Origin of the sequence: Wolbachia endosymbiont of Laodelphax striatellus, assembly GCF_007115015.1 — a bacterium.
In the GTDB taxonomy this organism is placed as follows: Bacteria; Pseudomonadota; Alphaproteobacteria; order Rickettsiales; family Anaplasmataceae; genus Wolbachia.
Map to the genome: position 1 here is coordinate 438,948 of NZ_MUIX01000001.1, position 18,429 is coordinate 457,376.

An 18,429-nucleotide genomic window follows, 5' to 3' on the forward strand; every position below is an offset into this window, starting at 1 on the left:
CTTAATCTTTCACTCTATTTTACTTAATTACTAAAAAAATAATAGCTTTTCTTTTGATGCCCAAACATTCAGTTTTAAGTAGACATAACAGCTACGACATATATTCTTTTTAGAAGTCTTTTACTATATGATAATAGGTCTAACAGGTGGAATTGGAGTTGGGAAGAGCTTTATAGCCAATTGCTTTAAAGAATTTGGTGCCGCTTTGTTTGATGCCGACTCTGTCGTGCACCAGCTTTATAAAGTAAACAAAAACATAATAAGTTACGCAGAAGAAAAATTTCCTGGAGTAGTAGCAAACGATGAGATAGACAGGAAAGTATTATCTAAATATTTTTTAGCTTATGATGAAAATTGGAAGCAATTCCAATCTTTAGTGCATTCTGCCGTGCGAAATGAATTAGAAATTTTTATTGCTCAGGAGAAAGAAAACGACAGAAAATTTCTAGTTCTAGACATTCCACTCCTGCTGGAAACTAGATTCCGTTTATATTGCGATTTTATTGTTTTTATCCATGCAGATAGCGCTGTACAAGCTCAAAGGCTCAGTGAGCGTAATATGGATAAAGAAAAGCTGGATCTAATGTCCAGTACTCAGCTACCTATTGAAGAAAAAAGGCAAATGAGTGATTTCATCATCGATACCAGCGCAAATGTTTTTTCTCAAGTGAAAGACATAATAAACTCGTTAGACCTCAGCACTTGATACGGTTATTCTCCACCAGATTACTCCGAATTTTAGCTGTACTATCAGCAGATTTTACCATTAAAATTTCAAACCTTGAGCCTGCATTCAAAAACGATTCTACTGATCTGCCGAAAAAATCATATCTCCATCCCTTGAATAGTTTATCTATCTGCCCAGATATTGAGCCAGCTAACTCATCTTTTGATGAAATTAACTTTCTTGATATGTTATTTTCCTTACATTTGCTCTCCAAAATAATCGAGAGTATATCAAATACAGATTTATCATAATTATCTGACAGAGTATAATTTTGCTGCACAAATTCCTTCTCATTCTCATTGAAAATATCTATAAATTCTAATAAATCTTCCTCTTTTATATTTTTTGTGTTTCTCTTAAGGTCATCTAAAATGCCATCAATATGTTCCACGTTTTTTTCAATTAAACCAGTTATTACGGCATTATTGACTACCTTATTACGATTTATATTGTAACGCTGTGCTAAGGTCTCTTGCCACTCACTAACTGCTTTAACAGTTAACATCAACCTTGGATTTGCTTCATAATTAAATTTAATCCTCTTCCATGCATCTTTTGGATTATGCAAATACTTATTGACATCAACTATTGATTCCATCTCTTCTTGAAACCAGCCCATCCTATTATTTTCTTCAAGTTTATTGCACAATATTTGGTGTAGGTCATATAGGTGTATCACGTCATTTACTGCATAATCTAATTGATCCTCAGATAATGGCCGTTTTAACCAGTCTGAATTTTTAGCTTTAATTTTATCCAGCGCTACCCACTGATATTGCTCTACTACTTTTGAATAACCAATAAAGTCGTGATAATAATGACAAAACATAGCAGCAACTTGGGTATCAAAAATGGGAGTAGTAACACATTTAAGCACGGTGAGTAAGGATTCTATGTCTTGCCGACAACTATGAAAAACTTTGGTTATTTCTCGATTCAGCATTATTTTCTTAATAAGCGATAAGTCAATTTCCGGTACTAACACATCTACAATAAAACTCTTCTCTCCGTAAGAAATTTGAATTAGTGATAATCTAGGATAGTAGGTTAAATTGTTTCTAATGAACTCTGTGTCCACTGCTATAAATTTTGGATCTTTTGCCATCAATTCTTCAAATGCATTCTCCAGCTCCGATGTCGTACTAATTAGCATATATTTTTTATTCAGTGGCTATATTTTACCACTTATATTGAATATTTACAATTGATTGAAATTGAGAACGCAACTGTATGATAACTAATTCTTCTGTAAATATACAGTTTTGCCAGACACAACGGTACGTATTACGCGCCCTTTCACTTTGCGTCCATCGAAAGGGGAATTTTTTGATTTACTAGCAAAGTTGTCAACTTTAATTTTCCATTCATGATCCAAATCAACTAAAATTAAGTCCGCTGCAAGGTTTTTCTGTATGCGGCCACGTGGCACATGTATGATATCTGCAGGCTTATATGTCAATTTTGCAAGCACATCAAGTAGACCCATTTGTCCACTGTGATATAGTTCAAGTGAAATGGGCAGCATTGTTTCAAGGCCAACAATACCAAATGCAGCATTTTCAAGTGGCAAATCCTTAGAACTAAGATCATGCGGAGCATGATCGGTTGCAATACAATCAATCACACCTGTCTTTAAACCTTCAATCATAGCTAAACGATCTTCCTCTGTACGCAGTGGCGGATTCATTTTTGCAATTGCTCCATGTTGCTTTACTATATCTTCAGTTAAAGTAAAGTGATGAGGAGTTACTTCACATGTAACATTTAACCCCAAATCTTTTGCTCGTTTAATAGCATCAAGTGAATCTTTTGAAGAGACATGTAAAATATGGTAGTGTACATTTTCTATGTCCTTCATTAGTAGTATATCACGAGTTACCATAATCGATTCTGATGCACTCAAGATTCCCTTTACTCCCAATTCTTCAGAAATCTTACCCTCATTAATTGCGCCACCAGCAGATAGATTTAAATCTTCTGCATGTTGAGCAATAGGAACACCAAGCATACTTGAATAAAGCAGTGCCTGTCTCATAATCATTGGATTCATAACTGGCATACCATCATCGGTGAAACCAACTGCACCTGCTTCCTTTAAGAGTGCCATTTCAGTTAATTTTTCTTCCGAAGTGGTGATTTTAGCGTAAAATTCCACATTCACATGCGAAGTTTCAAATGCTCTATATTTCAAATACTGAGCCAAGACAACACTATCAATCGCTGGAACAGTGTTTGGCTGGCAAACTACAGTTGTAACGCCTCCTGCAGCTGCAGATTTGCTACCCGTATGTATAGTTTCTTTATGCTCTTGACCTGGTTCACGAAAATGCACGTGAATATCAATAAGGCCTGGCATTAGAACAAGCCCTTTACAGTCTATTGTTTCATCAACCCCACTTGTTGAAAATAACGATTCGCCAAAATCAACAATTTTATCCCCTTCAGTTAACAATGAACCTTTTATATCAAGTTTAGTTTCCGGGTCAATAATACGAGCATTGGTATACGCAATTTTATAGCCTTCCTTTTGACCTGTCTGCAATAAACTCCAAATCATATTTTAGTATCAATTATAAAGTATAATCTAAAGTTTTTTTAGTAAAACACAAACAAATTAAAGCGATGGCATAATAACTAGCAATAAAGAGTATTTAAATTACTAACTTAATATCTAAGCAGCTATTCTATAACTACAATTTTCGATTTCTACATTGTTAAATGTGGTATTTGCCTTATAAGAACAGTAACACCCTACTGTAAGAAAAGCTAATGCAGCTACAGCAAGCGAAATACACATTGCTAAATGAAGAATTGTTAGACTTGTACCAACAGCAAGTGCTCCAGATAATACAAAAGAAACAGAAGCATAATTACCTTGCCTTTTACTGTAAGTTCTTGCTTTCAAGAATTTTTCACTTAGCTCTTCATTCTTGCTTTCAAATTGCTTCTGTAGACTCTTCTCTAGTACTTCACTTTTGTTTTCAATTTCTTGCAGCTTTGTCTTTAAGTCGTTATTTTCATTTTCGCGTTGCATTATTTGATCAGCGAACGATTGTCTTGCATCATTCAGCTGCCCTTCCAACTGATCATTTTGTGTAGTCAATTGAGCTACCCGACCATTTAGCGTATCAGCAACCTGTGTTAATCGGGTTACTTCATCAGTTTTATTAATTAGACCTTGCTTTGCATCATCCAGCCGCCCTTCCAATTGATTGTTTTGTATAGTCATTTGATCTACTTGATCTTTTAGCCTTCCAATCTCTTTTTTCTTCTTTTCAAGCTGAGCTCTTGCTTCATTAGATTCTTTGCTAAGTTGCATGACTTTACTAGTTTCTTCAGCTAGTTTTTGCTCTGATTCTACAAGTTGAACTTCTGTTTGCTCACATTTCCCTTCAAGCTCCCTTGCTTGACTAGACAAATTACTATTTTCCTGTTCAAGTTGAGCTTTTACTCCCCTTAGCCCTCCCTCACTCTCTCTGAATTGAGCTTTAGCATCCCTCAGCTCTTTTTCTGCAAATTCTACCTTTTCTTCTAGCTTAGTTTTTGCTTCCTCAAGTTTCTCCAGTCGATTAGCCAGATTACTATTCTTTCTTTCTAATTCAGCATTTGTTTCCTTAAGTTCCTTTATAGTATCATTAAGCTTAGTTACTTTTTTAGTCTGTCCATTCAACTCTGCTTTCTTTTTTGCAAGCTGATCTTCTATCCTTCGTAGTGCTTCAGTAAGTTTATCTACTTGATCACTAAATTTACTAGCCTTCTGTTGTTCTTGTGTTAACTTTTCACTTGCACCCTTACGCTCCTGTTCTAACTGAATTTGTGCGCTCTTAAATTCCTCAGTTTTTTCAGCCAAGCTTTGTTGTATACTCTTTAACCTTTTCTCTAATTGAGTTTTGTCGTTAGTAAGCTGAGCTACTTCTTGTCCTAGTCGTTTAATTTTCTCTTCTAATTTTGGAGCATATTCAATTGGTATCTCAGAAGGCTTAATGCCTTTATTTTCTTCTCTGACTTCTTCAAAGAATTCCTTATCATCCACATCGACATATGACAAAACTGCATGGTAAAATAGGCCACAAATATAAGCAATATGGCAATACTTAGATGGATTATTATCTGATTTAAAATTTTCCCGCTGTACTTCCTGAATAAGGTTATAATAGGTGTCAATTTTATGATAGTGTGGCTCTAAATACTCTAGAGTTTTACCCGTTTCTAATTTTAATGGTTTACCGACATGTTTATAGTGCATACCGGCATTACCATGTGGCAAACATGGTACCGGATCTGATTGACAAGCTACCCTAATAGTCTTATTTCCAAGACACTTATCGTAAACGTCAGCTGCACAATTGTAGAATACTCTTGGGGAGCCAAAAGTTGCAACATGAACATCTTCGGCATCTTCTGTTTTATTAAGACATAAAGCAGCTATACTAGCAAGAGCACCCCCCATGCTATGACCTGTAACATTAATTTTCAAATCTTTGATTGCTAATCCTTTATCATTAGCATGCCCTTTTAATATCTTATGCACACTGGGCCAAGAGCGTTTGAATAAAGAGTAAAAACCAGAATGGACACGATGATCTTCAGGTAAAAATGACAATTTAGCTAAAGATGCACGAAGATCTTCCTTTACATCATTTAAATCACGAGTGCCGTGATAAGCTATAGTTACTTCCTTATCTTTAATAAAAATATAACCAGCATCTCGATTATATGAATTGCTACCAGTTAAAGCATAGCCAATATCATGTTGTTCTAATTTATAATCAGTATCCAAAGAATACTTGTCTTCGATGAGATCATTGTCGTAAAATCTTATAATCTGATAACCTTCTTCTTCAAACTGTCTTTTAGTGTCCCCCTTCGGGGATTGTCTCGCCTTGAGGCGAAGGACAAGTTATAATAGTCGCGTATGCGACGTTATGGGTATAATGCACACTCTAAGTACGATATGAAAGTACACTTGGTATGGATTCCCAAATATCGCAAAAGGGTGCTAATAGGCCAAATTGGTGTTAGAGTTAGGGAGCTGCTAAGGCAGGTTACTATGGAAAATGAGATCCAAATTATCTCAGGCAAAGTTGCAGTAGATCATATTCATATGTTTATATCATATAAACCACAGCAAAGTGTTAGTAAAATTGTACAACTTTTGAAAGGAACAAGTTCAAGGTTGCTGATGCAAGATTTTGCAAGTCTAAGAAAGCACTTTTGGGGCAGGCACCTTTGGGCACGTGGATATTTAGCCGTAAGTTCTGGTACAATCACAGACGAGGTTATACAAGAGTACATATCTACCCAGGAAGGCGAGCCACTTCATGACAATGATCAATTTCAAATTGATTGAAATTTAACCCTTCACCTTGTAGGTGATGGTTGTTGAGTTTTATATTTACCTTTTTCTAATTTTCTATCCACATTACCATAGGAAATTTTGCTGAAGGTACACATTTCTAGTAATTTTTCTTCATCAAATCCTGCAATTTGCCCTTTTATCAGATCAGCAAGGTCAGAAGCATTCTTTAACTCAGCATCTTTAAAATCTTCTATCTTCTTCCATGCTTTAACTAGGTCAGAAGTTCCTAGCCCATTAAGGTTAAAACTTTGAGCTTCTAATTCGTTCTTAAATGGTTCTAGCGCCTCAATTGCGCATTCTTTTATTTCATTACCACCAATATGTACAATACTATCGCTAATAGAATCCATACTTTGACAATGAGTAATACTTGGCATATTTTTTACCTACTATTTCATTTTAGTATATCATTAATTAATGATATACTAAAATTAATCAATAAAGCTATTAAAATTTTCTTATTTTTAACGAATTTAGTTCATTTTATCACGCTTAAGACTCTTATTTATGACAACCACTGTGTCTGCGATCTTATCATGCCAAGTTTGGCAACGTTTGTCGAAGCTTGCCCATATGAAACCTAAGAATAGTGGTGCAGTTGACAATATAAAGGAAAAAAACCTCTTTATTGCTTGTTTTGGAGTCAATTTTTCAAAAGTTTGTGCATTTACAACTCTGAGTCCAAGTAATAACTTTCCAGGTGTAGCACCAAATCTTATCCACATATATGCTACATAACTAAAAAGCATAATAAATTGAACTATCTGATTTAGAATTAGTAACTTGATTAGCTTACTCTGCATTGCTGTTTCCTCTGCAGATAGTGGTACCTGCATTTGATATTTTGCAGCAATTTGGCCTAATATTTTACTGCTCTCTGAGCTCATGAAGAGTTGATTTAAGGCCTGACCGCAAAACTGCAAAAATAAAACGATGATGATTAAATCAAGCAGCACTGACAAATAGCGTCTAAGTCCCGTTACATAGCATATTCCATTATCATCCTTTTTCACTTTTTGAATAGCATTTATAGAAGAAAGAATGGAAAATAAACGATTAAAAATTTTATGTAACATATATGCATTTTCCAATGTTTGAGTGCCCCTGGCCAGACTTGAACCAGCATGCTTTTGCAAGCAACAGATTTTGAGTCTGCCGTGTCTACCATTCCACCACAGGGGCCTACTTTAATGCTATAAGCAACACAAGATTAGTCAAATTTTTTATCTTTTAAGTAAGGACTGAATATTCTACAATAATCAATCATTACTCTGAAAACTTAAAATGAATGAATTAGCTAATCTTATTGATTCAAGAGAAGAAATATGTAAATTGCCACACAATTTAGAAGCAGAGCAAATGCTCATTGGTGCAATGATTCGTGATAATAGAATTTGTGATGCAGTTGAAGATATAATTGCAGCAGACAATTTCTATGATCCACTACATCAAAGCATTTTTACCCAGATATCTAAAACCAGAAAACACGGCATAGTTGCCAATGAACTAAGCCTTAAGATGTTTTTTGAAAATGATAAAGCATTTGCCGAATGTGGTGGAGTTGAGTACCTAGCAAAACTTGCAGCAAAGGCAAGCATTGCGCTTGATATCTATAGCTTGACCAGAATAATCCGTGATACTTATTTAAGGAGATGCTTAATCAAGCTCGGGCAGGAGATAGTTGACGATAGTTACAACTACGACATTGAAAATCCTGCACAGTTACAAATTGAGCAGGCAATGACAAAATTGTTCAACTTAGCAGTAAAAAAGCAAGGTGATAAGACATATATAAAGCTTGCAAGTTCAATTAAAGATGTGGTTGAGAAGATCAGCAAGCTGAAGAATAACCCAGAGGCTCTAGGTATTACAACCGGACTTCAAGATCTAAACCAGCTTCTTGGTGGTTTGCAGAAATCTGATCTGTTAATTATAGCTGCAAGGCCCTCAATGGGAAAGACAGCATTGGCACTGAACATCGCACTTAACGCTTGTAAGATTTTGCAAAAAAGAACAGATAAACAACACTACGTAGCTTTTTTCTCACTTGAAATGTCAGCAGAGCAATTAACCGCAAGATTGATTACTATAGATTCAGGCATTGGTTATTATAAGGCACTGACTGGGAGAATTAGTGATTTTGAATTACATGAATTCATTAATGCTAGTACAGGTCTATCAGAATTACCTTTCATAATAGACGATACTCCTGCTCTATCAATTAGTGCCCTTCGTACCAGAATACGACTGCTATATCAACTATACAATGTAGAGGTGGTATTTATCGATTATCTGCAATTAATTCGAGGAACAACAAAAAGGAGTAGTGAAAATAGAGTGCAAGAAATCTCAGAAGTGACGCAGGGTTTAAAAGCAATTGCAAAGGAACTAAATATTCCCATTGTTGCACTATCACAGCTCTCTCGTTCTGTTGAGCAAAGGGATGATAAAAAACCACAACTTTCTGATTTACGTGATTCAGGAAGCATAGAGCAGGATGCGGATATAGTAATGTTCCTCTATAGAGAAGAATATTATGAATTAAGAAAGCAACCAAATGAAGGAAGTAATAAACATCGAGAGTGGCAAGAGAAAATGGAGAAAATTAGAAATATTGCAGAGCTGATCATTGCAAAACAAAGAAACGGGCCAATTGGCAGTGTGAAGCTACATTTTGACTCCAATAGAGGTGCATTTAAAGATTATACAGAAAGATATAGTCTGTAGCGGTTTTGAGTAATTCTGGAAGTGTTTAACAAACCATACGTGCCAAATTAAGAAGCTATCGTGAAACATAGCAATATTTAAGATTGGCATTTTATTTGTTACATTTATTTTTTTAGGAAATTCTTATCTAGGATAAGATAATTTTTTAGAAAGATCTATAAATTACTAACTTTAAGGGAATGTTCAAAAAAGTGTGTCAAAACGAGAAGCAAAATATAATTGAGATAAAAATGGAGGTTTGACATGAGTCAAGTAAATGGAACTACTGGATTGGTAGACTATAAAGAATTAGAAACCTATCATCTATACGAGAAGGTAGATACCATACAACAACATCATCCCAGTGTTAAACGCTGGGATGACAGAGAGCAGCTCAATGGCTCCACTCAATCAGTAAAAATATATGTAGACATTGGCTAAAACCATTCTAACAACATTTTAGTGAAACTTAACAAGCTTATCTATAGTTTTAGTGATGATTCTTGGAGTATTTGGAGAAACTTCTGAGCCCAGTCTATTTAACCGCTCTATAGCAAACCCGCTGTTCTCGTTTATTATGAAATCACATAAAATATTTTCTATATCTTTAATAACACTTTCATGCTTTCTCAGAGGATGGTTGTGCGGATATCTATGGATAGTTTTGATGCTAGAATACTCAACAAAAGCTTGATCTTTAAAAGCAAGTTGTCTCAATTTCTCTTTGAATTTTTCTTCTTCATCTCTTGCTAAAAGGCAAGACTTTATCAGTGATTTTGTAATCGAGTTTATAGCTTGGTGTATTTCAGAATGCACTACAACTTTGATGATATTTTCTTCGACTATACAATCATAAGTACTTTTTTCGCTCTTTAATGACTCTATAAGCATTTCGCTATTTTGTGAACTCAATTCCAGATCTTCTTCACTTATAGGAGTCATTATAAAGGTATTCTTATTTACCCTGATGTAAAATTGTGGCAACCCTTTAGAACAGGCGAATGCTACATCCTTAGACTCAAGTGCGTGATTGTATGAAGAAGAAAGGGTGCTTGCTATAACGCTGCTTGGTACTTTCATTCCATGATTACTTAGGTGATTTAACACACTCTCAACATCATGATATGTAAAACCTGTATCTTTTATCAATTCAACAACTTCTATGCAATTGTGTTGTTTATACTCTATTGTCACTTCTTCTGTAAAAAGAGTTTTAGCTGCTATATGCTTATCAAGCACTGTGAAAATCTTGATGAAACTCTCTAAATCTTGCTTGTTAATTAATTCAATACTAATTAAGTTTTTGCTAACAATTATAATATTTTTTATCATTTTTTTCCCACTAAAAAAACTCACTAGATGAATTGTATTTTTAATTCATTAAAAATTGTTTAAAGCGGTTATGCCAACAACAGTAAGACAAAAAAATCACACAAGATCATCATGATGTAATACAATACACCCCTCGTGTTCATCACTGCCGCTTGTGTAAGCTGTTGCATTAATGCTATCTTCATTGTTATTTAACATATTATCCAACTTTCCTTCTTTTTCAAGATCCATCAATTTGTCACATCCAGCAATATGATGCACATAATCACCATTTTCATCAGTAATAAAAATTTGTGGAACTGTCCTGACGTTATATTTTGATTTTATACCGTCAAACAAATCCGAGTTTCTAAGTACATCAATTTCTTCGTATTTCACACCTTTTTCATCCAATAACTCTTTTGCTTTCTTGCAGAATGGGCAGTACTTCTTCACATATATTACAACTTTTCCTTTAGTGTTTTTCACGATTTATCTCCATAGTTCATAAAATACAACTATTATATATAAAAAATATATATAAAATATCAAATTGTATGAAAATTATTTACAACTGTGAGCAAGGGATAAAAGATAATGTGGCACTAACTTTCGGAAATTTTGATGGCGTTCATTTAGGACATAAGTTTGCAATTTCCAATCTAAAGAAGGTAGCACAAGAAAGAGGATTACCCTCTGCAGTTTTAACTTTTGAGCCTCACCCATCAACTGTTTTATTTAGTAGGAACAATTTTAGGTTAATAGACCAAGAACAAAAAAAGGAACTAATCAGCAGCTATGGTATAGATTACTTGTATATTATTAATTTTAGTAGAGGTTTTTCTGAGGTTAGCTGCGATGACTTTATTGGTAAGATTTTGGTAAAGAAGTATGGTGCTAAACATATAACTGTTGGAGAAAGTTGTACTTTTGGTCACAAACGATTGGGTAACATATTAACTCTAGAAAAATATTCTCAGATGTATGAATATTCTTTAACTAAATTAGAGCCATTGATAATCGATAGAAAAATTTGCTCTTCTTCCTCAATCAGGGAGTGTTTACAAAAAGGAGAAATAGAAATTGCTAATAAATTGCTTGGTAGGTCTTATCAAGTTTCTGGTATTGTAACAAAAGGTGCATGTAGAGGTAGAGAAATAGGGTTTCCAACCATAAACATTCCGATAGAAGATTACATGATAAAACCTAAGCTTGGTACATATTACGCCAAAGTTGCATTTTCTGAAAATAGTTCAAGTTGGCTATATGGAGTAGTCAACATTGGTATGAGACCTACATTTAAGGACTTAAAAAAACCTATAGTAGAAATGCATATATTTGACTTCAACGAAAATGTATACAATTTTAAGGTTGATATACAACTTTTAAAATTTATTAGGGCAGAAAAAAAATTCCATAGTATTAACGAGTTAACAAAACAGATAGATCGTGATATAATGAAGGCTTACCAGTTAAAGATAAATTTATGAAAAGGATATGTTTAGTTATTATATTGATTATAGTATCATTCGATCAAACAAGTAAATTGTATATAAACTCTTTGATTGATGAGGGGGAGTCAATCGAGATTACTAGTTTTATGAAATTAGTTGAAGTTTGGAATTCAGGAATTAGCTTTGGAATGTGTAGTACTCTGCCGCATGGCAGCTTCTTTTTTTCAGCATGTTCAATATTAATAATTGGTATACTTGCATACTTGATATATAAATCTAATGATAAGTCAATTTACCTTAGTTTTTCTCTGATGATTGGTGGAGCAATCGGAAATGTAATTGATAGAATCTATTGGGGAGCTGTATATGACTTCATATATTTTCATATCAATGATTGGTATTGGCCAGCCTTTAATTTAGCAGATCTATCTATAGTTTGTGGAATGTTTACATTGTTATATAAGTGGTATATATATGATAGGTCTATCTCTAAGCAAAATGAGGAATGAAATAATGCTTCGCAAATTCTTTAGTTTTTTTATACTATCTGTGTTTTTTTTCATTTGTCCGATTTCTTTGGAAGCTGAAATCATAAAGCATGCTAAGCTCAGTAACGGATTGGATGTTTATGTAGTACCTAATCACCGAATTCCAGCTGTTTTTCATGCAATAATATATAAAGTTGGGGGAATGGATGACCCAATTGGCAAAGCAGGCTTGGCTCACTACTTTGAACACTTAATGTTTGAAACTACAGGAAAATTTAAAGACATAGAATCCACTTTGGGCAGCATTGGGGCCCAATTTAATGCTTTTACCACTAAAGAATACACCTGCTACTACGAATTAGTTCTCAAAAAAGATTTACCACTAGCAATGGAAATTGAAGCAGATAGAATGGGCAATTTTGATGTTACTCAAGACAAAATAGATAGAGAAAAAAATATCGTATTAGAAGAAAGAAAGATGAGATTTGATAATAATCCTGAAGCTTTACTATGGGAGGAAATGAACAGTGCATTTTATCGTAATGGTTATGGTAGGTCTGTTATTGGTTGGGAGAGCGATATTAAAACTTACAATCAAGATGACATAACAAGGTTTCATGATAACTATTATCATCCAGGTAATGCTATACTGCTCGTTGTTGGTGATGTAGAATTTGAAGAAGTAGCGGAATTAGCAAAGGAAAAATATGGTGTAATTAAAGCTGAGCCTGTAGTTAAGCATTATCCGAACCAAGATTCAATACATAATGCAGATATATCGGTAATTTTAGAAAGCACTGAAGTGAAAGAGCCAGTTTTATACTTTCGCTATAGTGTTCCTTTATTTGAGCAAATAAGTGAAACTTTTCCTGTTGATTTGGCAGTTGATGTTTTGGGGAATGGCAAGTCTAGTAAGCTATATAAAGATTTAGTTCTAGATAAGAATGTAGCAGTAGAAGTGTTTGCTTATTATAATAGCTTAGCTTTTAGTAATGGTTACATTGAGATTCGGGTAACTCCAAAAAGCGGGGTGAATTTGGATGATGTTGCAAGAGAGTTAGATAATTCTATTAATCACTTTACCTCTGAAGGAATAACAAGTGAAGAGTTGCAAAGTACAAAGTCTAAATACAAAGCAGCACAGTTTGATAATCTATCTGATTTAACTAATATAGCAATGTTTTATATACCACGTCTAGCACTAGGTATTCCACTTGATGAAATAGACATTTCATATAGCAAGATTAATGATATCAATCTAGAGGACGTAAATAACAAAATTTATACTATCTTTTCTACTAATAAATTAGTCGGTCGTTTGCTACCAAAAGGAGGTAATAATGATGAGAGTAAGTAAACTTTTATTTCTACTTTTTTTCTGTCTGGGCTTTAATTTGCAGGCGAGCAGCCACCTAAATATAGAGGAGGTTACTACTAATAAAGGGCTTAAGTTTCTGTTTGTTGAAAACCGTGATTTACCAAAAATTTCACTCAATATATCATTCAAAGATGCAGGTTGTGTGTATGAAAATATAGAAAAGCAGGGGCTTGCTTGGTTTACTTCTCTTGTAATTCAAGAAGGAGCAGGAAAAAATGATGCCAAAGATTTTGTAAAAAAGCTTGAGGATAAAGGAATTAGTTTAAATTTTATTGCTGGTTTAGAAGCATTTAGGATTTCATTAAATACTTTATCTGAGAATCTAGAGGATGCAATTTCACTACTGAGTGATGCTATAATGCGTCCTAAAGTTGATCCTGAAGGATTGAATAGAGTTTTTGAAAAAGCCAAAGTAAACTTTAATAATTTTGAAAAAGATCCTTATTTTATTGCTGCAAAAGAGTTGGATACGTTGTTGTTCAAAAAACATCCTTACTCAAGAAATCCATATGGAACTCTAGACACTATAATGAGCATTACTAGAGACGATGTTTTAACATACATAAAGCGTAGTTTTACTAAGGATAATATCGTTATTAGTGTTGTTGGTTGTGCAACAAAAGAAGAAGTTAGTACGCTGCTTGATAAATATTTATCTAAGTTACCATCAAAAAGATCGAAAGTTAGGAAGATATCTGTAAAAAATGAATTTGGGCCTGCAGAAAGTAAGAGCGTTTTTATGGATATACCACAGAGTGTAATACTTTTTGCTCAAAAAGGCATAGCATATGAAGACCCTAATTACTATAATGCTAGTGTTTTGATTAATGCGCTTGGTGGTATGGGGCTGAATTCAATATTAATGAAGGAATTGAGACAAAATCTAGGTATTACTTATGGTATTAGTGCAAGTAATATTACAAGTAAACATGGGAATGTTATATCTGGATTTATAAGTACTGACAGTTCCACTGCTGATAAAGCTATATTAGCATTAAAAGATACCTTTAGCAGAATAAAAAATGAAGGAATGGACGAGCAATTGTTCAAGGATACAAAAATCAGTTTAGTAAATAACTTTACCTTCTCTTTTCTATCCAATAATGTAAGTATAGCAATGCTATTGGATAATATGCAGATAAATGATCGTGATGTTAACAATATAAATAATTATACGAATATCATTAATGATGTTCAATTGGAGGAAGTAAATAAGCTGGCAAATTCTTTGCTTGATCCCGAAAATTTATTTTTTGTTAAGGTTGGGAGAAAGTAAATCATTACTACAGCATAGTTGAAATTTTAACCATATTTCTTTATAATTTAGATATATGATTGACTTTTATGTTCAGGTGAAAAACGATACTGCAAGAGAAAGCAAAAAAACTCCAATTGCTTTGTTAAATCCTTTAATAACGATATTTTCTGTTATCAACACAGGTGTGTTGATAATCATCAAGTTGATACATATTACAAGTCAACAGATAGGTATGGTGGGCATAATGCTTGGTAATATTGGCACAGGTGTTTTTTTTAGCTCAGTATCCCTAATTTCAAGCATGTACTCTTTTTTTGACTATTTTAGAGAAAAAAGCTTATATAAAAAATGTAATTACAAGAGAACATTAGAACAAAAAAGAAGGGATAAATATAGAATTCAAGGTATTTGTTGGGATATTCTGTGCGATATATTATTTTTAACAGGCGCTGTAGTTTCTATTGCTTTATTTAGTAGTCCTATAGTTCTTTTTGTTACTGCACCTCTTGTTACATTGGGCTGTATAGTAATGACTGGTAACATAACTAACTCTATTTATCATCAAGTTAAAAACTTTAAAATTCATCTTTCACAATTTTCAAAAGAGGAGCAGAAAGAGCTGTATATAGAGATGAAAAAAGAAATAAATTTATCACGCCTTCATAGAATTATAGCAAAAGTACTACCTGATGTATTAGTATTAGCAAAATTGCACGCTAATCATGAGAATAAAGAAAGGCGAAAAGAGGTTCAGCATTTAAAAGAAATGCTGAAAGAAGGCAATCGAAAACCAATCGACAATGATACATCTGATAAGGTTATTGAAATGAAAAAAGAAAAACATATCGAGCAAAAAAGCTCCAACCCTAAAGTTCCAACACACCTTTCTCTGGATCAAGATGTAACAAAAAGAAAAAGCAGTACCACACGATCTCTCTAATTTAATATCACTTAGCGTTACTTTCTGCTATTGATCTTACTGCTTTTACATAACACTTATGCTCTTCAGCTAGAATGCGCTCTGAGAGACTGTGAACATCATCATTTGGTAACACTGGAACAGTAGCTTGAGCGATTATGGCTCCAGCATCAATTTCATGAGTAACATAATGCACAGTACATCCTGTAATTTTTACACCCGCTTTCAGAGCTTGCTCCTGAGCATTTAGGCCCTTAAATGACGGAAGTAAAGAGGGATGAATATTTATAACTTTGTTATGCCATTTATTCAGGAAATTGGCCTTTAGAATTCTCATAAACCCTGCAAGGCAAATTAAATCAACCTTATGTTGAACAAGTATTTCATGAATTTTATCAGTATTAAGTGGCTTATCTTCAACAACAAACGCTGAAACTCCTGCTTGCTTTGCTATTTTAAGGCCTCCAGCTTCACTATTATTTGCGATAACACACACAGTTTCAGCAGGGAAATTCTGATCTTGACATGCTTCTATTAAAGCCTGCATGTTTGATCCTCTACCTGAAATTAGTATTCCGAGTTTTATCTTTTTCATTTTAGTGCAGCCGTAAGAATGGATATTAATAAAATAGCTCAAAAGGCAAGTTTATTTTAGAATAAATACTATTGTGTAGCAATATTTTACACTGCTGGATAACATGGAATTAAAGAAATCATTCAGTTTGAAGTAACTTTAACATTTAATTTTAGGAATATTATACAATTTATGGTAAATAAATGCATATTTTTATGGCTGCGTTATTATTTATTTAACAAAGTATTAGTATAATTTACTACACTGAATTAAATGGAGAAAATTCAATGAATAAATTACCAAGCAATGCAAAAACAAGCAAGTCTCAGGTTACTCAGTGGGAGGTAATAAAAAATTGTGAATATTCTGATAATTGTTTATCAAAAGTAGTAACTTTATACGTCATTAAAATGGCAGAATTATCAGATATTTATACGAGTAATGAACCTGAAATTAATACTATACTTACAAGAATAAGCATAACAAGTGAAAATGCATTTTTAAATAAGGTTGTTGATATTGAAATTATGGAGGGCATTTTTCCGTACAAATTCAACAGCAAGAAGAAAAATAACATATCAAGGCTAGAAGATTTGTACAATTATTTATGTTCTACTGTTATTGATAGCCTTCCAAAAGAAATGCTTGAAAGCCTAAGAAGAGAATACAGAGACGCTGTTAACTTATTTAAAGCAATTACTTAACTAGGTGTAGCATTTTTAAGACTTTACCTTCTATTTCAGAAATGCCACTTTCAAGATCTTTATCTATCAAACATATGATAGATAAATATGTTTTCTGCTTCTTTTCAACATTGATAGTTAAAGTTCCAGGAGTAATCGTAACCGAGTTAGCAAATAATGCAATGGTCTTATCATTATGTCCTATGCATTCCCTTACAATAACAATTGGCTCAACTGTAGATTTGAATCGTAGCACCTTTTTTGTTACATAAATACTTGAAAAAATAATTTGGTAAATTAGCCAAGGTATATAACTTATAAGCTGATAAAGTGACAGCCTACCACTATCATTTAGAATTTGACTAAGGGCACTTTCAGCATCAATTAACCTTTTAAAGATAATCGATGTGAACACAGAAGAAAACACTCCACAGAGAATAAAAAAAGGCTCGAAATAACCAGACAATGTAATCCATAGAGAAGACAAAATCACAAATGATAGAGAAAAAAACTTAATATTTTGCCTGACTTTCATGATTTGGAGTATAACTTAAATGATTTTTTAGGAAAATAAAAAGTTCTTGATTTTTGTGTCAAAGAACATAATAACCAAGTTATTTTAATAAGTAATGGAGATTATGACGCTTGATGATTTTCTAAAAATGCTTGCAGAAGTAGATTATACTTCAGGTTTAAGCAAGAACAACATAGTTGAAAGAATAAAAACAAAATTAGAAAGAATTGATTTACAGAGGTGGGAAGATAGTGGATTTAATATCAATCATATATTCACTACACATAGTGCTGTAGAAACTACATTGTTGCATTTTGCTGCTAAGAGTGGCTATGAAAACATAGTAATAGCTCTAATTGAATATGGAGCATATGTTGATGCATGGGACAGCGATGGATGCACTCCTTTACATTTTGCTGCTGAATGGAACCACAAAGGCATATTAGATATTTTAATTGAAAGTGGAGCAAATGTTAATGCGTGGGACAATGATGTATGTACGCCTTTACATCTTGCTGCCGAAGGTGGGAATGAAAGTGTAGTAAGAGCTCTAATTGCATGTGGAGCAGATGTTAACGCGCAGAACAGTGATGGACACACTCCTCTACATTTTGCTACTAAGAGTGGTTATGAGAACATAGTAATAGCTCTAATTGAACACGGAGCATATGTCGATGCGTGGGATAATTATAGAAGCACTCCCTTGCATTTTGCTGCTGAAAGTGATAATGAAAAGATAGTAAGAACTCTGATTGAACATGGAGCATGTGTTAATGTGTGGGATAGTTGTGGACGCACTCCTTTGCATTTTGCTAGCGATCATGAAAGTATAAGAGATATTTTAATTGAAAGTGGGGCATATGTTAGTAAACAGAACAATAATAGATATGCTCCTTTACACTCTGCTATTGAATGGGGCTGCAAAGATGTAATAAGTTCTTTGTCAGGTAATGCTAGTCCTAGGACTGAAATGGCAGTAGGAAGAGTGGAACAAATTACACTTGCAGGAAGATTGGAGCTTTTTTAACCAAACTTGCATTTACTGAGATAATTGTTTT

The 18,429-nt window shown here is 33.6% G+C and carries 20 protein-coding genes and 1 tRNA gene; 11 read left to right on the top strand and 10 right to left on the bottom strand.

The genetic code is table 11. The annotated features are described in order from the left end of the window. Nucleotides 1-127 precede the first annotated feature (127 nt). Nucleotides 128-706 (top strand): dephospho-CoA kinase, encoded by a 579-nt coding sequence (gene coaE, locus BVG17_RS02045; RefSeq protein WP_063631230.1) that lies wholly within the window; start codon nucleotides 128-130, stop codon nucleotides 704-706. Here coaE and BVG17_RS02050 read toward each other — a convergent pair. The 3 genes from BVG17_RS02050 to BVG17_RS02060 all read right to left on the bottom strand — a co-directional run bounded on the left by BVG17_RS02050 (nucleotide 696) and on the right by BVG17_RS02060 (nucleotide 5,507). Further along, on the bottom strand, nucleotides 696-1,880 hold the full coding sequence (locus BVG17_RS02050) for a ribonuclease D (RefSeq protein ID WP_063631229.1): 1,185 nt from the start codon (nucleotides 1,878-1,880) through the stop codon (nucleotides 696-698). The two genes, coaE and BVG17_RS02050, sit on opposite strands and share 11 nt — an antisense overlap. An 84-nt stretch (nucleotides 1,881-1,964) precedes the next feature. Next, nucleotides 1,965-3,284, bottom strand: coding sequence for a dihydroorotase (locus BVG17_RS02055; protein ID WP_063631228.1), 1,320 nt, complete (start codon nucleotides 3,282-3,284; stop codon nucleotides 1,965-1,967). 114 nt (nucleotides 3,285-3,398) lie between these two features. After that, entirely contained in the window at nucleotides 3,399-5,507 is a 2,109-nt protein-coding gene (locus BVG17_RS02060) for a lipase family protein (protein WP_241654132.1), read from the bottom strand. A 135-nt stretch (nucleotides 5,508-5,642) separates the two neighbouring features. On the opposite strand from BVG17_RS02060, the gene tnpA reads away from it, so the two are divergent. Beyond that, complete coding sequence (gene tnpA, locus BVG17_RS02065) at nucleotides 5,643-6,077, top strand: IS200/IS605 family transposase (RefSeq protein ID WP_143688839.1); 435 nt, start codon at nucleotides 5,643-5,645, stop codon at nucleotides 6,075-6,077. 11 nt (nucleotides 6,078-6,088) lie between these two features. On the opposite strand, the gene BVG17_RS02070 is transcribed toward tnpA, so the two are convergent. From BVG17_RS02070 to BVG17_RS02080, 3 genes are all read right to left on the bottom strand, one after another. Then, nucleotides 6,089-6,463 carry a hypothetical protein gene (locus BVG17_RS02070; protein ID WP_241654134.1) on the bottom strand — a complete coding sequence of 125 codons (375 nt, stop codon included), beginning with the start codon at nucleotides 6,461-6,463 and terminating at the stop codon, nucleotides 6,089-6,091. 96 nt (nucleotides 6,464-6,559) lie between these two features. Further along, on the bottom strand, nucleotides 6,560-7,162 hold the full coding sequence (locus BVG17_RS02075; protein ID WP_063630587.1) for an RDD family protein: 603 nt from the start codon (nucleotides 7,160-7,162) through the stop codon (nucleotides 6,560-6,562). A gap of 23 nt (nucleotides 7,163-7,185) precedes the next feature. Next, nucleotides 7,186-7,268: transfer RNA gene (locus BVG17_RS02080), tRNA-Leu, on the bottom strand. 102 nt (nucleotides 7,269-7,370) lie between these two features. On the opposite strand from BVG17_RS02080, the gene BVG17_RS02085 reads away from it, so the two are divergent. Together BVG17_RS02085 and BVG17_RS08665 are read left to right on the top strand one after the other, a co-directional pair. Next, a complete protein-coding gene (locus BVG17_RS02085) occupies nucleotides 7,371-8,813 on the top strand; it encodes a replicative DNA helicase (protein ID WP_063630545.1) in 1,443 nt (480 codons plus the stop codon). A gap of 243 nt (nucleotides 8,814-9,056) precedes the next feature. After that, nucleotides 9,057-9,233 carry a hypothetical protein gene (locus tag BVG17_RS08665; protein ID WP_017531768.1) on the top strand — a complete coding sequence of 59 codons (177 nt, stop codon included), beginning with the start codon at nucleotides 9,057-9,059 and terminating at the stop codon, nucleotides 9,231-9,233. An 18-nt stretch (nucleotides 9,234-9,251) separates the two neighbouring features. Here the strand turns inward: BVG17_RS08665 and BVG17_RS02090 are convergent, their stop codons facing one another. Together BVG17_RS02090 and BVG17_RS02095 are read right to left on the bottom strand one after the other, a co-directional pair. Further along, a complete protein-coding gene (locus BVG17_RS02090) occupies nucleotides 9,252-10,124 on the bottom strand; it encodes a hypothetical protein (protein ID WP_017531769.1) in 873 nt (290 codons plus the stop codon). Between the two features lie 96 nt (nucleotides 10,125-10,220). After that, nucleotides 10,221-10,592, bottom strand: coding sequence for a glutaredoxin (locus tag BVG17_RS02095; protein ID WP_063630546.1), 372 nt, complete (start codon nucleotides 10,590-10,592; stop codon nucleotides 10,221-10,223). A 68-nt stretch (nucleotides 10,593-10,660) separates the two neighbouring features. Between BVG17_RS02095 and ribF the strand changes: the two genes are divergently transcribed. Genes ribF through BVG17_RS02120 form a run of 5 tightly spaced genes read left to right on the top strand, consistent with a single transcriptional unit; the run spans nucleotide 10,661 to nucleotide 15,621 of the window. Next, complete coding sequence (ribF, locus tag BVG17_RS02100) at nucleotides 10,661-11,593, top strand: riboflavin biosynthesis protein RibF (protein ID WP_063630547.1); 933 nt, start codon at nucleotides 10,661-10,663, stop codon at nucleotides 11,591-11,593. After that, a complete protein-coding gene (lspA, locus tag BVG17_RS02105) occupies nucleotides 11,590-12,066 on the top strand; it encodes a signal peptidase II (protein WP_017531772.1) in 477 nt (158 codons plus the stop codon). Before ribF ends, lspA begins: the two co-directional genes overlap by 4 nt. 4 nt (nucleotides 12,067-12,070) lie before the next feature. Further along, entirely contained in the window at nucleotides 12,071-13,402 is a 1,332-nt protein-coding gene (locus tag BVG17_RS02110; protein WP_063630588.1) for a M16 family metallopeptidase, read from the top strand. Then, entirely contained in the window at nucleotides 13,389-14,699 is a 1,311-nt protein-coding gene (locus BVG17_RS02115; RefSeq protein ID WP_063630589.1) for a M16 family metallopeptidase, read from the top strand. The genes BVG17_RS02110 and BVG17_RS02115 overlap by 14 nt, the downstream gene beginning before the upstream one ends. A 55-nt stretch (nucleotides 14,700-14,754) precedes the next feature. After that, nucleotides 14,755-15,621 carry a DUF2207 domain-containing protein gene (locus BVG17_RS02120; protein WP_063630548.1) on the top strand — a complete coding sequence of 289 codons (867 nt, stop codon included), beginning with the start codon at nucleotides 14,755-14,757 and terminating at the stop codon, nucleotides 15,619-15,621. 7 nt (nucleotides 15,622-15,628) lie between these two features. Here the strand turns inward: BVG17_RS02120 and purN are convergent, their stop codons facing one another. After that, nucleotides 15,629-16,195, bottom strand: a complete 567-nt coding sequence (gene purN, locus BVG17_RS02125; protein ID WP_063630549.1) for a phosphoribosylglycinamide formyltransferase — start codon at nucleotides 16,193-16,195, stop codon at nucleotides 15,629-15,631. 266 nt (nucleotides 16,196-16,461) lie between these two features. Here purN and BVG17_RS02130 point away from each other — a divergent pair, with 266 nt between their 5' ends. Then, complete coding sequence (locus BVG17_RS02130; RefSeq protein ID WP_007301944.1) at nucleotides 16,462-16,878, top strand: hypothetical protein; 417 nt, start codon at nucleotides 16,462-16,464, stop codon at nucleotides 16,876-16,878. Here the strand turns inward: BVG17_RS02130 and BVG17_RS02135 are convergent. Further along, a complete protein-coding gene (locus tag BVG17_RS02135) occupies nucleotides 16,871-17,392 on the bottom strand; it encodes a Na+/H+ antiporter subunit E (protein ID WP_063630550.1) in 522 nt (173 codons plus the stop codon). The genes BVG17_RS02130 and BVG17_RS02135 overlap by 8 nt on opposite strands. A gap of 94 nt (nucleotides 17,393-17,486) precedes the next feature. Here BVG17_RS02135 and BVG17_RS02140 point away from each other — a divergent pair, with 94 nt between their 5' ends. Next, nucleotides 17,487-18,398, top strand: coding sequence for an ankyrin repeat domain-containing protein (locus BVG17_RS02140; protein WP_241654135.1), 912 nt, complete (start codon nucleotides 17,487-17,489; stop codon nucleotides 18,396-18,398). The last annotated feature ends 31 nt before the right edge of the window (nucleotides 18,399-18,429 follow it).

Coding starts and splice junctions, on each gene's coding strand:
- BVG17_RS02050 (WP_063631229.1), bottom strand. CDS start 1,880: ATGCTAATTAGTACGACATCGGAGCTGGAGAATGCATTTGAAGAATTG.
- BVG17_RS02090 (WP_017531769.1), bottom strand. CDS start 10,124: ATGATAAAAAATATTATAATTGTTAGCAAAAACTTAATTAGTATTGAA.
- BVG17_RS02130 (WP_007301944.1), top strand. CDS start 16,462: ATGAATAAATTACCAAGCAATGCAAAAACAAGCAAGTCTCAGGTTACT.
- BVG17_RS02055 (WP_063631228.1), bottom strand. CDS start 3,284: ATGATTTGGAGTTTATTGCAGACAGGTCAAAAGGAAGGCTATAAAATT.
- lspA (WP_017531772.1), top strand. CDS start 11,590: ATGAAAAGGATATGTTTAGTTATTATATTGATTATAGTATCATTCGAT.
- coaE (WP_063631230.1), top strand. CDS start 128: ATGATAATAGGTCTAACAGGTGGAATTGGAGTTGGGAAGAGCTTTATA.
- BVG17_RS02140 (WP_241654135.1), top strand. CDS start 17,487: ATGGAGATTATGACGCTTGATGATTTTCTAAAAATGCTTGCAGAAGTA.
- BVG17_RS02120 (WP_063630548.1), top strand. CDS start 14,755: ATGATTGACTTTTATGTTCAGGTGAAAAACGATACTGCAAGAGAAAGC.
- BVG17_RS02070 (WP_241654134.1), bottom strand. CDS start 6,463: ATGCCAAGTATTACTCATTGTCAAAGTATGGATTCTATTAGCGATAGT.
- tnpA (WP_143688839.1), top strand. CDS start 5,643: ATGCGACGTTATGGGTATAATGCACACTCTAAGTACGATATGAAAGTA.
- BVG17_RS02075 (WP_063630587.1), bottom strand. CDS start 7,162: ATGTTACATAAAATTTTTAATCGTTTATTTTCCATTCTTTCTTCTATA.
- BVG17_RS08665 (WP_017531768.1), top strand. CDS start 9,057: ATGAGTCAAGTAAATGGAACTACTGGATTGGTAGACTATAAAGAATTA.
- BVG17_RS02085 (WP_063630545.1), top strand. CDS start 7,371: ATGAATGAATTAGCTAATCTTATTGATTCAAGAGAAGAAATATGTAAA.
- BVG17_RS02115 (WP_063630589.1), top strand. CDS start 13,389: ATGAGAGTAAGTAAACTTTTATTTCTACTTTTTTTCTGTCTGGGCTTT.
- ribF (WP_063630547.1), top strand. CDS start 10,661: ATGAAAATTATTTACAACTGTGAGCAAGGGATAAAAGATAATGTGGCA.
- purN (WP_063630549.1), bottom strand. CDS start 16,195: ATGAAAAAGATAAAACTCGGAATACTAATTTCAGGTAGAGGATCAAAC.
- BVG17_RS02135 (WP_063630550.1), bottom strand. CDS start 17,392: ATGAAAGTCAGGCAAAATATTAAGTTTTTTTCTCTATCATTTGTGATT.
- BVG17_RS02110 (WP_063630588.1), top strand. CDS start 12,071: ATGCTTCGCAAATTCTTTAGTTTTTTTATACTATCTGTGTTTTTTTTC.